The sequence below is a fragment of the Streptomyces sp. AM25 genome (assembly GCF_058146165.1).
This window is the reverse complement of the sequence record NZ_JBKIWN010000008.1, coordinates 141769-156506: the sequence shown is the minus strand read 5'-3', so window position 1 is coordinate 156506 and position 14738 is coordinate 141769. Positions and strand designations below refer to the sequence as shown.

General features: G+C 74.3%; 9 protein-coding genes. All 9 read right to left on the bottom strand.

What is annotated here, in order from left to right; translation table 11 throughout:
* Positions 1-11: 11 nt before the first annotated feature.
* The 9 genes from ACLHRZ_RS12320 to ACLHRZ_RS12280 all read right to left on the bottom strand — a co-directional run bounded on the left by ACLHRZ_RS12320 (position 12) and on the right by ACLHRZ_RS12280 (position 14652).
* Entirely contained in the window at positions 12-1292 is a 1281-nt protein-coding gene (locus tag ACLHRZ_RS12320) for a hypothetical protein (RefSeq protein WP_490418401.1), read from the bottom strand.
* Entirely contained in the window at positions 1289-2065 is a 777-nt protein-coding gene (locus tag ACLHRZ_RS12315) for a hypothetical protein (RefSeq protein ID WP_490418400.1), read from the bottom strand. The genes ACLHRZ_RS12320 and ACLHRZ_RS12315 overlap by 4 nt, the downstream gene beginning before the upstream one ends.
* Entirely contained in the window at positions 2062-3054 is a 993-nt protein-coding gene (locus ACLHRZ_RS12310) for a multinuclear nonheme iron-dependent oxidase (RefSeq protein ID WP_490418399.1), read from the bottom strand. The genes ACLHRZ_RS12315 and ACLHRZ_RS12310 overlap by 4 nt, the downstream gene beginning before the upstream one ends.
* On the bottom strand, positions 3051-5015 hold the full coding sequence (locus ACLHRZ_RS12305) for a B12-binding domain-containing radical SAM protein (protein ID WP_490418398.1): 1965 nt from the start codon (positions 5013-5015) through the stop codon (positions 3051-3053). Before ACLHRZ_RS12305 ends, ACLHRZ_RS12310 begins: the two co-directional genes overlap by 4 nt.
* 112 nt (positions 5016-5127) lie before the next feature.
* Positions 5128-5265, bottom strand: coding sequence for a hypothetical protein (locus ACLHRZ_RS12300; RefSeq protein WP_490418397.1), 138 nt, complete (start codon positions 5263-5265; stop codon positions 5128-5130).
* 229 nt (positions 5266-5494) lie between these two features.
* Positions 5495-6430, bottom strand: a complete 936-nt coding sequence (nudC, locus tag ACLHRZ_RS12295; protein WP_490418469.1) for an NAD(+) diphosphatase — start codon at positions 6428-6430, stop codon at positions 5495-5497.
* 68 nt (positions 6431-6498) lie between these two features.
* On the bottom strand, positions 6499-7905 hold the full coding sequence (locus tag ACLHRZ_RS12290) for a dipeptidase (protein ID WP_490418396.1): 1407 nt from the start codon (positions 7903-7905) through the stop codon (positions 6499-6501).
* 47 nt (positions 7906-7952) lie between these two features.
* Entirely contained in the window at positions 7953-11306 is a 3354-nt protein-coding gene (locus ACLHRZ_RS12285; protein WP_490418395.1) for an ATP-dependent helicase, read from the bottom strand.
* Between the two features lie 55 nt (positions 11307-11361).
* A complete protein-coding gene (locus ACLHRZ_RS12280) occupies positions 11362-14652 on the bottom strand; it encodes an ATP-dependent helicase (protein WP_490418394.1) in 3291 nt (1096 codons plus the stop codon).
* Positions 14653-14738 lie beyond the last annotated feature (86 nt).

Sequence of the window (14738 nt, the reverse complement as noted above, 5' to 3'; positions counted from 1 at the left end):
CGGGCAGGAAGTCAGGCACCCCACACCCCCGCGAGGACGTCGGCGTGCTGCCGCGCGTCGCGTTCGGCGCCGCCGTCCCCGCTGCGGCGGCCGGCCAGGGCCAGCAGGCCGGGCAGGTCGCGGTGCAGCGGGGTGGTCTCCAGGGCGCGTCGTGCCCGTTGCACGCCCTCGGTGGTGCGGCCCAGGCGCAGGGCGCAGATCACGCCCAGGATGCCGGCGTGGGCGTCCAGGGTGTCGGAGACGGTCTCGGTGCACAGGTCGAACAGTTCGAGTGCGGTGGCGTGTTGGCGTGCGTGCATGGCCGCGAGTCCGGTGACGTAGGCGGCCCAGGTGGCGCGCCCGCCGTGCTGCCGGGCGCGGTGGACGGCCGTGAGGGCCTCGTCGATGCGTCCCGACCGGGCGTCGAGGACGGCGCGCAGGGTGAGGCCCTCGGCTCCCAGGGGGGCGAGTTCCTCGTCCCACAGCCGTTCCGTCTCCGCAGGGTCGAGGCGGGTGCCGCGGGCGGCGGCGGCCAGCGAGCGTTCCGGTACGGGGCTGTCCGGAGTGCCGGTGAACACTTCTGCGGCGGGTGTCCGCAGGGGCATGCCCAGTTCCTGTGCCAGTTGTGCGGCGAGGGCGGTGCCGCAGTCGGCGGGGACGAAGCCGCTGGAGACGCTCAGTGATCCGCTCCAGCTGCGCATCTTCGCGGCCCACGGCCCCAGTTGTGTCATCGCTTCGGCGACGGTGTGGTCGGCGCGCCCGTCGCTGTCGACGAAGTAGTCAAAGTCGACTTCCACGGCGGTGATGCCGTCCAGCACCTCGGGGCCGAGCGCGTGCAGGCCGGTGCAGGCGAGGGTGCCGACGGGCAGTTCGGCGCGGACGCCCCACGGTTCGCGGGTGAACGTCTCGATCACCCGGTGACCGACGTGGGGCACCAGGCTGAGTGCGCCCAGCAGAGCCGCTGCGGGATTCCGGCCCGCCTCGCCGGGGACGACCCAGCACACGGAGGAGAGCCAGCCTCCGGCGAGCGCGGGGTAGAGGAAGTCGTCGAGCCCGTAGCGGCCCCGGCCCGGTTCGCGGAACGGCAGGCGGCGGCAGGCGGCGGCGAGTTCGCGGGGGCGGCCGCGCAGCGCGGCGAGGGCCCGGCAGTCCTCCGCGGGCACGTGTTTGAGGTCCAGGTGCCGGTCGAAGAAGAGCAGGTGTTCGTCGCTGAACCCCCGGACGTCCCAGACCGGGAGGACGTGGCCGTGTTCCGGCACCACGGTCAGTCCTTCGCGGGTGTCGTCGAGTGTCGTCGTACTGGCCGTCGTCACCAGATTCCTCGCCTCCGCAGTGCCTGCCTGGCTCGTTCCGCTTCGGGTCCGTCGGGCCGGAGCAGGGCGTCGGCGATCCGCCGGGAGACGGGACCGAAGGCCATGGCCCGGGATGTGCACACGTACAGGCAGGTCACGCTTCCCCTGCCCGGATCCGCTGCGGCCGATGCGCCCCAGCGGGCGGGCAGCCGGGCCGGGCAGGTCCGTACGGTGGCGTGTCCGTGGTCGGTGGGCAGGATGCCGGGCACGTCCGTCCGGAAGGAGACCGGCCGTTCGTGGACGAGCGCGGTGAGGAGCGCCAGGAGCATCTCGTGCTGGAGCGTGTACCAGAGGTCCTGGGCCACGGTGTCCTCGCCGTCCGGTGCCGCGCAGGGCAGGTCCATGGCGTAGCCGGCGAAGGCCTCTTCCAGCGAGACGCCTTCGCCGGTGAAGGGCAGGGCCCGGAAGCCGGCGAACCGGGGCGAGGCGAGGAACTCGCGGACCAGGCGCTCCCTGGGCCATCCGCTGTCGGCGAGGAGGGCGACGGAGCGCGGGAAGGTGTCGGCGATGCCGCCGGCTCCGTCGCCGTGCCACAGGTCGGTGCGGAAGCGGCGTGCGGTGAAGGCGAGTTCACCGTGGTCGACGGTGCTCAGGCAGGCGAGTTCCGCGGTGCTGCCGGCGACGGCGGCGGGGCCGTGGGCGGCGAGGCGTTCGCGGTAGTCGTCGTCGGTGAGCAGGCGCGCCAGCAGGGCGGTCAGTTCGGGTCCGGTGAGTCCGGCGGCGGGTGGTGTCACGGGGTGTCCCGGACGGGCCCGGGCGCCGGGGCGGCCCATGCGGTCACCAGGTCGCGCAGCCGTGCATAGTTGCGGCGCGATTTCTCGACGAGTTCGCCATCCTCGCCGTAGACGGGGTCCTCGTAGGTCACGCCGAGGAGGTTGGGGCAGCGCGGCAGCAAGTGACGGGTGAGTTCGATCTGTTCGTCGAGGAGGACGCCGTGGTGGAGGTCGCGGAACCTTCCCTTGACGATCTGGCAGCCGGACAGGTGCAGTTCGCGGCAGCGGTCGAGGGGCAGCCGTTCCAGTTCATCGAACATGGCCTGTCCGGTACGGCCCTTGAGCCACTGGTAGCTGAGGACGTGGCCAACGTCGAGGGTGACGTGGACGTCGGCGTCCTCGGCCAGGCGGCGGAAGTAGTCGAAGCCGTCGAGGTCGCCCAGGACGAACGAGCCGCCCTCGGTGAAGCCGGGGAACTCGACGTGCAGGGGCGGTACGAGCAGGTCGCGGGCCTGCCGGGCGTTGGCCGTGGCCAGGTGGAGCCCTTCCTCGGTGAGGACGGGCGGCAGGGGGTACGGCAGCGGCCGCCCCTGCAGGCTCCAGATGCCCAGGTCCTCGACGACCCAGGAGAAGCCGTAGCGCGCGTGCAGGGCGTTGGCGAACTCCGCGGCCGGGCGCCGGTCGTAGGCCTCGGGGGTGCCCATGTTGAGCAGGGTGTGGTGGAAGGCGCGGGTGCGCAGGCCGGGCATGGCGGCGTAGAGCCGGTCGTAGGCGGTGACGTAGTCGGCGGTGCGCAGGCGGGCCCGGTGGCGGGGCTGGAAGGCGAAGAAGGAGTAGGCGAAGTCGCCGGCGTGGCGCCCGAGGAAGGCGCGGACGCGGGGGGTGACGTCGCCGCCGTCGTCCGTCTCGCGGAAGCCGGTCCGCGCACCCCAGGGCAGGTCCATGCCGACGCCCAGGCCGAGCCGGGTGCGGGGGCGGGGGCGGGTGGTGGGCGGTGCGGCGGTGGTCATGCCGGGCTCCCTAGGGCGAGGGGGACGCTCTCGGCGGCGTCGGCGGCCACCAGGCGTCCCAGCAGACGCGCTCCGCGGTCGGAGCGGGCCGTGAGCGTGTGCGCGTCCTCCCCGGCGGCGACGTGGTCCCGGGGAAGGGCGAAGATCTGCTGCCAGACGAGGTCGGAGAGCAGGAGGGCACCGGCGCCGGCTCCCTCCGCCGCGGCCGCGGGCACCGGGCGCACCCAGGGGCGCAGCCGGGCGTGCCGGACCGGGCCGTGCGTCCGGCTGCGCCGCTGGTGCGGGGGCAGGGAGTCGTTCCCCTGCGGGCGGACGGCCTGGAAGGTGTCCGTCAGCCGTTGCAGGGAGGCGGTGCGGCCGGGTCCGTCGGCGGCGGTCAGCGGGTAACCGTGCCTGCCGCCCAGGTAGTTGAGTTCGGGGTTGGCGCCGAGGGCGCCCGTGCGGTCGAGGGCGAGGCCGTAGCGTCCGGCGTCGGCGGCGAGGAGCGTCCCGGGTTCCGCGACCATGAGCTGCAGGACGTCGATGCCGATCTTCGTCTCGTTGGCCCGGAGGAATTCCCGCGACGCCTTCGCCTCGTCCTCGGTCTCGTCGAAGAGGCCGCCCATGACCGACAGCCGGAGATTGATGCCGGCGCCGGTGACGTTGTCGATGATGCGCTGGTAGTCGGCGGATACGACGCCTTTGTCCATGAGGTCGAGCAGGCGCTGTGCATTCGTCTCGTATCCGACGCTCATGAGAATGCATCCGAGCGCCGACAACTCCCGGCAGAACTCCTCGTCGAGGAGGACGGATTCGAGTCGGTTGCGTGTGCTGAAGGTGACCCGGATGCCGCGGCGGCGGACTTCGCGCATGGCTTGCACGATCAGCCGCAGATTGGTGTTCTCGTCGACGACGGCCACGAAGTCCACGCCGTGCCGGCGCACGACGGATTCCACGGAGTCGGCGATCTGCGCAGGAGTTCCCTGCTGATACGCCCCTTTGGGCAGGGACCTGTTCCCGTACGAGCAGAAGACGCAGCGTCCCCAATAGCAGCCGACGCAGGAGACGATGGCCAGCTGGAAGTCCTCCGCCACGTAGGAATGCACCGGAAGGCCGGCGAAGTCCGGTGACCCGGTGTCGCGGAAGGTCATGCGTACGGGCCGGGAAGCGGCTTCCGGTCCGGCCGCGGTCCACAGGGCTCCTGGGACGTCGCCCGCGGCCGCCGTGCCGTCCAGCGCGTCGAGCCCTGCCGCGAGCGGCTCCTCGCCGGCGGCGGTGCACAGGGCGTCGACGCCGTGCCGGACGGAGTCCAGACCGAGGAGTTCGGCGCTGCGCAGCATCACCTGCTGGCCGCCGAGCCACACCTGGGCCTGCGGTTGCAGGGCGCGCACCCAGGCGGCGATCAGCAGTGCGGGCGCGAGCTGGCTGAAGAAGGCGACGGACAGGCCGACCAGGCGCGGCCGGGTGGCGGCGAGGGTGCGTTCCAGGAGGCGCCGGAGCGTGGCGGTGGGCGGGTCGAGCGCCGCGGTGTCCTGTGCCGAGAGCGCCGAGAGCCGTGCGACCTCCGCGTCCAGTGCGTGCAGGCTCGGCCAGGGGCGCGTGAGGAAGGAGTCCTCCAGGACGGTCTCGACGGCCTGGTTGGCCAGGCGCACCGCCCGGGCGGGCCCGAGGGTGCCCGCACCCTGTTTGGTGAGCACGTGGCTGCGCAGTTCCGGCAGGTGCTCGCAGGCCGTCGCGGCCATTGCGGCGCGGTACCAGTGGCGCATTCCGGGGCGGCCCCGGTGGCGCTCGCGCGCGGCCGTCAGGGGCCCGTACTGCAGGAGTTCGTGGAAGAGGCCGAGATTGAGGTCTTCCTGGTGGACGGTCCGGCCCTGTGCGCGCAGATGGCCGGTGAGGTACGGGAGGCTCAGATAAGGGAAGAGCCGTGCTTCGGTCTGCGGCGGGAAGAGAAGGACCGCGTCCGCGGGAGCGGTGTCTCCCATGGGTGTGCACGCCCCCAGGACTTCGTGGAGTTCCGGATTTCCGTGCGGATTTCCATGATGCGGCCGACGTCGCGTGGAGCCGGATTCCTCCGGCTCCACGCGACGGTGCGCGCTAGTCCTCGGGAGTGGCCTCGACGAGGGACCTGAAGCGGAAGGCGTGGAATGCGCCGCCCACCTTCAGTTCGGTGGATTCGATGACCTGGAGGTCGTCCAGCTCGTCGAACTCTTCGGCGGTGTAGTTCTCAGACATGCGAAACTCCCTATTCCGGCTATTCCGGGGCAGCTGAGCAGTCGAACTGCGCACAGTAAACAGGAATGGAAAGCACGCAAGCAAGGCAATAATCCGGCCAGTTGACGTCCCGTTCGCCCGGTGTGCACCGGTTTGGCGAGGGCCTGCTGGCCGGATGACGTCCTCCCCCGCACCGGTATCCGATATCCGGTGCGGGAATTGCGTCGTCGGATGTACTGGAAGGCGATATTCAGCTTGCAGGCAGCGGCTCGCCGAACCAGAGTTCGATCAGCCGGGCCGCGATGGAAATGCCCGTGGGCGGCAGGACCTCGCCCGAGGCGAAGGCGGCCCGCAGCTCGTCCCGCGAGAACCAGCGCGCCTCGTGGATCTCCTCGCCGTCCACCTGGATGTCCGAGGACGTGGCGCGGGCCATGAAGCCCAGCATCAGACTGGACGGGAACGGCCAGGGCTGGCTGGCGACGTACTCCACGTCGCCCACCACGACGCCGGCCTCCTCGGAGACCTCGCGGCGCACGGCCTGCTCGATGGACTCGCCCGGCTCGACGAAGCCCGCGAGCGTCGAGAAGCGGCCCTCGGGCCAGTGCATCTGCCGGCCCAGCAGGGCCCGGTCCTTCTCGTCCGTCACCAGCATGATCACGGCCGGGTCGGTGCGCGGGTAGTGCTCGGCGCCGCAGGCCGGGCAGCGGCGGATGTGCCCGGCGGCCGCGATCACCGTGCGCTCGCCGCAGCGGGAGCAGAAGCGGTGCAGCCGCTGCCAGTTCTCCAGGGCCACCGCGTGCACCATCAGGCCCGCGTCGCGCGGCGAGAGCAGCAGCCCCGCCTCGCGCAGCCCGGCGGGTCGCGCCGACTGGTCCATCCGGCCCGGCAGGGCGTCCTTCTGCAGGGCGAAGTAGGCGACGCCGTCGGCGTCCTGGCCCAGGAAGTAGCGGTGCGTCTCGGTGACGGGCGCCTCGAAGGCGGGGGTCATCACCAGCTCGGTGCGGCCGTCGGGGGTGTCGTCGATCAGCGCCTGCCCGCCGGAGACCACGAAGACCCGGGTCGAGGGGTGGCTCCACGCCGCGGACAGCCACGCCTCGTCCAGGCGGTGGTGCGCGGCGCGGTCGATGCCGCTCGTGTCGCTGAGCGTGATGGGCCGGGTTGCTGCGAGGTCGGTCCAGGTGGTCACGGCTGCTTCCAACTCCCCCTGCGAATGGTGATGATGGTGCGTCATGGGCGCGGCTCCGGATCGGCCGGTCAGTCCCGGCCGGGGCGCCCGGTCGCGGCGAGCTCGCCCCACAGATGGGCGGCGGTCTCGACGCCCTTCATGAGGAGATCCAGCTCGACCTTCTCGTTCGGCGCGTGCCAGCCGTCCGACGGCACCGAGATGCCGAGAAACAGCACGGGCGCGCCGAGCACGTCCTGCAGATCGGCGGCGGGGCCCGAGCCGCCCTCCCGTGTGAAGCGGATCTTCTGCCCGAAGGCCTTGCCCATGGCCCGGACGACCGCCTGCAGCGCCGGGTGGTCCAGCGGGGTCAGGCAGGGGCGCGTCGCGCCCCAGAACGTCACCTCGTGACGGACGCCCTCGGGCAGCCGCTCCGCCACCCAGGCGCCCAGGGACCGCTCGATGAGCTCGGCGTCCTGCCCGGCGACGAGCCGGAAGGAGAGCTTCAGCTGGGCGGAGGAGGGGACGATGGTCTTGCCGCCGGGGCCCTGATAGCCGCCGCCGATGCCGTTGACCTCGGCGGTGGGCCGGGCCCAGATGCGCTCCAGGGTGCTGTAGCCGGCCTCGCCGAGGGTGCCGTGCGAGTGGGCCGTGCGCAGCCACTGCTGCTCGTCGAAGGGCAGTTCCGCGAAGAGTTCGCGCTCGGCGTCGGTCAGTTCGGCTATGCCGTCGTAGAAGCCGGGGATCGTCACGCGGTGCTGCTCGTCGTGGAGCGCGGCGGCCAGGCGGGCGGCCTCCATGGCCGGGTTGGGCACTGCGCCGCCGAACGAGCCCGAGTGGATGTCCTGGTCGGGGCCGTACAGGTCGATCTGGCAGTCGGTGAGCCCGCGCATGCCCGTGCATACGGTCGGGGTGTCCGCGGACCACATGCCGGTGTCGGAGACGATCACCGCGTCGCAGGCGAGGCGGTCCGCGTGCGCGCGCACGAGAGCGGGGAAGTGCGGCGAGCCGGACTCCTCCTCGCCCTCGATCAGCAGCTTGAGATTGACCGCCGGGGCCGTGCGGCCGGTGGCCGCGAGGTGGGCCCGGACGCCCAGGGTGTGGAAGAAGACCTGGCCCTTGTCGTCGGCCGCGCCGCGCGCGTACAGCCGGCCGTCCTTCATGACCGGCTCGAACGGCTCGGTGTGCCAGCCGTCCTCGCGGGCGGCGGGCTGGACGTCGTGGTGGCCGTAGACCAGGACGGTCGGTGCGTCGGCCTCCCCGGAGGGCCACTCGGCGAAGACCGCCGGGGCGCCGGCCGTCTCCCAGACCTCGGCGGTCGGGAAGCCGGTCTCCTTGAGCTTCGCCTGCAGCCACTCGGCACTGCGGCGCACGTCGGACGCACGGCCGGGGTCCGCGGACACGGAGGGGATGCGCAGCCACTCGACGAGGTCGTCGAGGAACGCGGCGCGGTGGCCTTCGATGTACGTGCGGACGGCGCTGTCCGGGGTGTTGCTCATGACGTCGAGCCTAGCCGGACACGGGGTGTGACCGGGACCGGGTTCCGTCATGATCCCTCCCCCGGTTCCGTGCCGAGGAGGATGCGCTCCAGCGCCGCCCGGTCCGGCAGGTCCGCGGGGCGGACGGTCTCGCCGTCGCGGACGTGGACGAAGGCCGCGGTGACGGCGGAGAGGGGCAGACCGCAGCGTTCCGCCCAGGCCAGACGGTAGATCGCCAGCTGGAGGGGGTCGGCCGCCGTCCGGTCGCGGGCGGTCTTCCAGTCGACGATCTCGTAGCCCTCGCCGTCCGGGCTGCGGTAGACGGCGTCGATCCTGCCGCGGACCGGCCGGCCCGCGAGGGTGAGCTGGAAGGGCACCTCGACGCGGTGCGGGACGCGGCGGGCGTAGGGGGTGCGCTCGAAGGCCTCCTTGAGCGCGGCCAGGTCGCGCTCGTCGGCGATCTCCGTGCCGTCCTCCCCGCCCGGCAGCTCGTCCGGGTCGTGGAGGGGCAGGGGGACGGCCTCGAAGCGGGACTCCACCCAGGCGTGGAAGCGGGTGCCGCGGCGGGCTGCGGGCTGCGGGGCGCGGGGCATGGGGCGCGCCAGGTCGCGGGCGAAGGCGTCCGGGTCGGCGGCCAGGTGCATCAGCTGGGTGGCGGTGAGGGCCGCGGGCAGGGCGACGTCGCGGACCGTGGCGCGGGCGCGGCGGAGCTCGCCGGCGAGCGCGTCGAGGTCGCGGTCCCAGGAGGCGGCGGTGCGGGCCTCTTCGGGGGCGAGCGGGTCCGCGGCGGGGCGGGGCGCCGGCACGTGCGGGCGGGCGGCGGGCAGGGCGTCCCAGTCCTCGCCGAGGAAGGACTCGTCGGGCTCGTCGTCCTCGGGCGGAGGGGGCCAGTCCGGGTCGTACGCGGGTTCGGCCGCGGGCTGCTGCGGCTCCGCCTCCAGGCGGGCCAGGTGGGCCGTCACCGCGTCCGCCGCGGCCCGGCGACGGGCCAGGGACGCGGGGTCCAGCGGGAGCGGCCAGACCTGGTCGGCCGCGGCGGCCTGCAGGGCCGGGTTCTCCTCGCCCTCCCCGGGGGCGTCGGCCCAGGCCTCGATCTCGCCGTGGCCCTCCTCGCAGTGGGCGCGGAGCTCCTCCAGGAACGCGGACGGGCCCCGCGGGCGCTTCTGGTCCGGGCCCCACCAGTGGCCCGAGGCGAGCAGGAGCGAGCGGGGGCGGGTGAACGTGACGTAGCCCAGGCGGAGTTCCTCGATGCGCTGGTGCTCCTTCATGGCGGCCTTGAAGGAGGCCAGGCCCTTGCTGTCCCAGGAGTCCACGCCGGGCAGGGTGTCCGCGTCGCCGCGCAAGGCGTGCGGCAGGGCCCTGGGCCGGGCCGTCCAGGACTCGCGGGCCTGCTCGCTGGGGAACTGCTTGGCGACGAGTCCGGGGACGGCCACGACGTCCCACTCCAGGCCCTTGGACTTGTGCGCGGTGAGGATCTTGACGGTGTTCTCGCCGCCGGGCAGCGAGCTGTCCAGGCCCTTCTCGTACTGCACGGAGGTGCGCAGGAATCCCAGGAAGGCGAGCAGGGTCGTCTCGCCGTCGAGGGCGGCGAAGCTGGCGGCGATGTCCAGGAACTGGGTGAGCGTCTCGCGGCGGCGGGCGGCCAGGGCGTGCGGGGAGGCGGAGAGCTCGACCTCCAGACCCGTGGTGGCCAGGACGCGGTGGAGGACGTCCATCAGCGGATCGGCCAACGAGCGCCGCAGGTCGCGCAGTTCGGCGGCGAGGCGGGCGAAGCGGACGCGGGCCTCGGGCGAGAAGGGCAGACCGTCGTCGGGGGCGCCGGTGGTGAGGAAGGTGTCGAGGGCGTCGGCGAGCGAGATCGCCTCGGCCGGGTCCACGCCTTCGACGGCCTCGGCGAGGCGCCGCTCCGGGTCGGCCCCGGCGGACCCGAAGGGCACCAGGGTGCGGGCGCGGCGGCCGAGCAGGGCCAGGTCGCGGGGGCCGATGCGCCAGCGCGGGCCGGTGAGCAGGCGGACGAGGGAGGCGTTGGCCGTGGGGTCCTGGAGCACCTCGCAGACGGCGACGAGGTCGGCGATCTCGGGCAGGTGCAGCAGGCCGGAGAGGCCGACGACCTCGACGGGCACGTCCCGCGCGACGAGCGCGCCCTGGATGCGGGCGAAGTCCGAGGCGGTGCGGCAGAGGACGGCGATCCCGCCGGGCGGGGTGCCGGTGCGCACCAGGTGGGCGAGGGAGTCGGCGAGCCAGTCCAGCTCCTCGGCGTGGGTGGGCAGCAGGGCGCAGCGGACGACGCCGTCGTGCTCGGCGCCGGGGGCGGGGCGCAGAGCCTCGACGCCCTCGTGCCGGGTACGGAGTTCGGCGGCGAGGCCGTTGGCGAGGCGGAGCAGGCGGCCGCCGCTGCGGCGGTTCTCGCTGAGGGCGTGGCGCCGGGCGGGGCTGCCGTCGGCGTGCGGGAAGTGGCGCGGGAAGTCGTCGAGGTTGGCGACGGAGGCACCGCGCCAGCCGTAGATGGCCTGGCAGGGGTCGCCGACGGCGGTCACGGCGTGTCCGGTGCCGCCGCCGAACAGCCCCGCAAGCAGTAGCCGTTGGGCGACAGAGGTGTCCTGGTACTCGTCGAGGAGGACGACGGCGAACTCCTCGCGCAGGATGCGGCCCACCTCGGGCCGTTCGAGGGCGAGTTCGGCGGAGAGGGCGATCTGGTCACCGAAGTCGAGCAGGTCGCGGCGGCGCTTCTCCTCTCTGTACGTCCTTACCAGGCCGAGGAGTTCGCGGCGGGCGCGGGCGGCCTCGGGGACCTTGCGCAGGTCGGCGTTGGTGAGCCGGGCGCCCTCCAGGGCGGCGAGCAGCTCCGTGTCGTGGGTGTGCAGGCGGGCGGGCGGCACGAGGTGCTCGCTGAGCTCGGCGTCGAGGGCCAGCAGGTCGGCGACGAGGTCGCTGAACGAGCGGGTGAGGGCGGGGTGGGGGCCCGGGGAGGAGTGCAGGACGCGGGCGGCGAGCTGGTACCGCGTGGCGTCGGCGAGGAGGCGGGCGGAGGGCTCCAGGCCGATGCGCAGGCCGTGTTCCTTCAGCAGCCGGCCGGCGAAGGCGTGGTAGGTGGAGATCTGCGGCTCGCCCGCGGCCCGGTCGGGGTCGTCGTCGTACGCATCCGTGATGCCGGCCTGGGCGAGGGCCTTGCGGACGCGCTCGGCGAGCTCGCCGGCCGCCCTGTTGGTGAAGGTCAGGCCGAGGACCCGCTCGGGGGCGACCTGGCCCGTGCCGACGAGCCAGACCACGCGCGCGGCCATCACCGTGGTCTTGCCGGAGCCGGCTCCGGCCACGATGACCTGCGGGGCGGGCGGCGCGGTGATGCAGGCCGTCTGCTCCGGGGTGAAGGGGATGCCGAGGAGCTCCTTGAGCTGCTCGGGGTCGGTCAGGCGCGGGGTCACGCCGGAAACGCTAACGGGGACCACTGACAACGGGCCCCGGCCGGCGGCTTCCTGCTCACTCCACGACATGGCGGCCCTCCGGGCGTGCCGTGCACGAGGCGCGGAAGGTGCAGTGGGTGCAGTGCTGGCCGGGGCGCGGGGAGAACCGTTCCTCGAGGACGCGGCGGGCCGCGGCGGCCAGCAGGTCGCCGATCCACGCCCCCTCCCCCAGCGGCTCCTGGGCCTGCACCTTGGGCAGGGCCTCGCCGCCGTCCTTCTTCGCCGCGCCCTGGCGCAGCTGGACGAGCTCGGCGCCCCCCGGCTCCGGCCGTGCACCGTCGAACAGTTCGTCCACGGCGCCCTGTTCGACGGCCAGCTGGTAGACGGCGAGCTGGGGGTGGCGCTCGACGTCGGCCGCGGAGGCCGTGCCCTTGCCGGTCTTGAAGTCGACGACGTACGCGCGGCCCTGGTGGTCGCGTTCGACGCGGTCCATGGAGCCGCGGATGCGGACGAGGTGGTCGTCGGCCTTGAGCGTGACGTCGAAGGGGTGCTCGGTGGCGACGGCGCGGCGGCCGCCCCGCTCCAGGACGTGCCAGCGCAGAAAGCGTTCGAGGGCGGCGCGGGCGTTCTCCTTCTCCTGGAGCGACTTCCAGGGGGCGTCGAAGGCGAGCGCGTCCCAGACGGAATCCAGCCGTTCCATCAGGACGGCGAGGTCGGCGGGGGTACGGCCGGAGGCGACCTCGTCGGCGAGGACGTGCACGACGTTGCCGAAGCCCTGGGCGGCGGTGGCGGGGGCGTCCGCCTTGACCTCGCGGCCCAGGAACCACTGGAGCGAGCAGGTGTTCTCCAGCTGCCCGAGCGCGGAGCCGGAGAGGGCGACGGGGCGCTCGGGGTCGCGCAGCGGCACCTCGCCGTGGGTGGCCTCGGCCAGGCCCCACCAGCGGTAGGGGTGGGCGGCGGGGACGAGCGGACGGCCCTCCTCGTCGCGCAGGGCGGCGAGCCGGGCGAGCCGTTCGGCGGCGGCGGCGCGCAGGGCGTCGGAGGCGGCGGGGTCGACGGTGGTGGCGCGCAGCTCGGCGACGAGGGCGGCGACGGCGAGGGGGCGGCGGGGCCGCTGGGTGACGTCGACGGGGGTGGTGCCGAGTTCGGCGAGGAAGCGGGAGGGCTGGTCGCCGTCCTCGGCGGCGGCCTTGACGGCGGTGACGACCAGGCGGTCGCGGGCGCGGGTGGCGGCCACGTAGAACAGGCGGCGCTCCTCGGCCAGCAGAGCGCCGGGGGTGAGCGGTTCGGCGAGGCCGTCGCGGCCGATGCGGTCGGCCTCCAGGAGCGAGCCGCGGCGGCGGAGGTCGGGCCAGAGGCCTTCCTGCACTCCGGCGACGACGACGAGGCGCCACTCCAGGCCCTTGGAGCGGTGCGCGGTCATCAGGCGCACGGCGTCGGGGCGGGCGGGACGGCGGGTGAGGGTGTCGGCGGCGATGTCCTGGGCGTCGAGCTCGTCGAGGAGGTTGAGGGCGCCGCGGCCGCCGGTGCGGGCCTCGGCGCGGGCGGCGGTCTCGAACAGGGCGCAGACCGCGTCGAGATCGCGGTCGGCGTTGCGGCCGGCGGCGCCGCCGGCGTGGGCGGTGCGTTCGAGGCGCTGCGGCCAGGGGGTGCCGTTCCACAGGGCCCACAGGGCGTCCTCGGCGGTGGCGCCGCCGGCGAGGAGTTCGCGGGCGCTCTGCAGGAGGGCGGCCAGGCGCTGGGCGCCGCGGGCGTAGAAGGGGTCGTGGGCGGCGAGGCGTCCGGGGGCGGCGAGGGCTTCGGCGACGAGCTCGTCGGAAGGGCGGGGGACGGCCCGGCCCGCGGCCCGTTCCTCGTCGCGCAGGGCGCGGCCGAGCCGGCGCAGGTCGGCGGCGTCCATGCCGCCGAGGGGGGAGGCGAGGAGGGCGAGGGCGGTCTCGGCGTCGAGCCAGGGGGCGTCCTCCTCCGCAGGGAGGACCGATTCGGCGACCGTGCGCAGGGCGGTCAGCAGGGGGGCGACGGCCGGTTCGTGCCGCAGGGGCAGGTCGTCGCCGTCGACCTCGACCGGCACGCCCGCGGAGGTCAGGGCGCGGCGCAGGGACGGCAGGGAGCGGGAGCCGGCCCGCACCAGGACGGCCATGTCCTGCCAGGGGACGCCGTCTTCGAGGTGGGCGCGGCGCAGGATGTCGGCGATGTTGTCGGTCTCGGCGCCCTGGGTGGGGTACGTGTACGCCTCCACGCGGCCGCCGGGGCGGACGGCGGTGAGCTCGCGGTGGGCGCGGACGGCGTCGGCGGGCAGGCGGGTGAGCGGCATGCGGCGGGTGAGCTGCCGGGTGGCCGCGAGCAGGTGCGCGCCGGAGCGGCGGGAGACGGTCAGGACCTCGACGGGGGCGGGGGTGCCGTCGGGGCGGGCGAAGGTGCGGGGGAAGTCGAGGATGCCGCCCACGTCGGCGCCGCGGAAGGCGTAGATCGACTGGTCGGGGTCGCCGAACGCGACCAGGTTCCGGCCACCGCCGGCGAGGGCGCGCAGCAGCCGCACCTGGGAGGCGTCGGTGTCCTGGTACTCGTCGACGAAGACCGCGTCGTAGCGGCCGGCGAGCTCCGCGGCCGTCTCCGGGCGCTCGGCGAGCAGCACGGCGCGGTGGACGAGTTCGGCGTAGTCGAGCACCCCGTAGGCGTCGAGGACGTCCAGGTATTCGGCCATGAAGGAGGCGGCGGCCCGCCAGTCGGGGCGGCCGGTCCGGGCGGCGAAGGCGCCCAGCGTGCCGGGCCCCAGGCCGAGTTCGCGACTGCGGGCGAGGACGGCGCGCACCTCGTCGGCGAAGCCGCGGGTGGTCAGGCAGGCGCGCAGCTCGTCGGGCCAGCGCACGGCGGCGCGGCCCGCGCGCTCCAGCCCGGCCTGGCCGGCGAGCAGTTCGCGCACGACGACGTCCTGCTCGGGGCCGGACAGCAGGCGCAGCGGGTCGGCGAAGAGGTCCGCGTCCTGGTGGGCGCGGACGAGGGCGTAGCAGTACGAGTGGAGGGTGGTGGCCTGCGGGGCCGCGGCGCCGCCCATACGGGCCGCCATCCGGTCGCGCAGTTCGACGGCCGCCTTGCGGCCGAAGGTCAGGACGAGCACCCGCTCCGGGTCCGTGCCGCGCCGCACGCGCCCGGCCACGGCCTCGACGAGCGTGGTGGTCTTCCCCGTGCCCGGCCCGGCGAGCACCAGCAGCGGCCCGTCCCGGTGGTCAACCACGGCGCGCTGCCGTGCGTCCAGCTCAGGAGGAACCACGGGTCCCGGCCGGGTGCGCACCAGACGGTAGGCGCCCTGGGCGGGCCGCCGTGCCTGGTGAGCATGCGGTGAGCGGGAAGGCGGGGAGAGACTCACGTGGGGTGCCGGTCCTGGAGGTGTTGCGGGGGTGGGTGCGACGCGGTCCTCGACGCTACGCCAGGAGGCCGCCGGGGCGCAGGGCG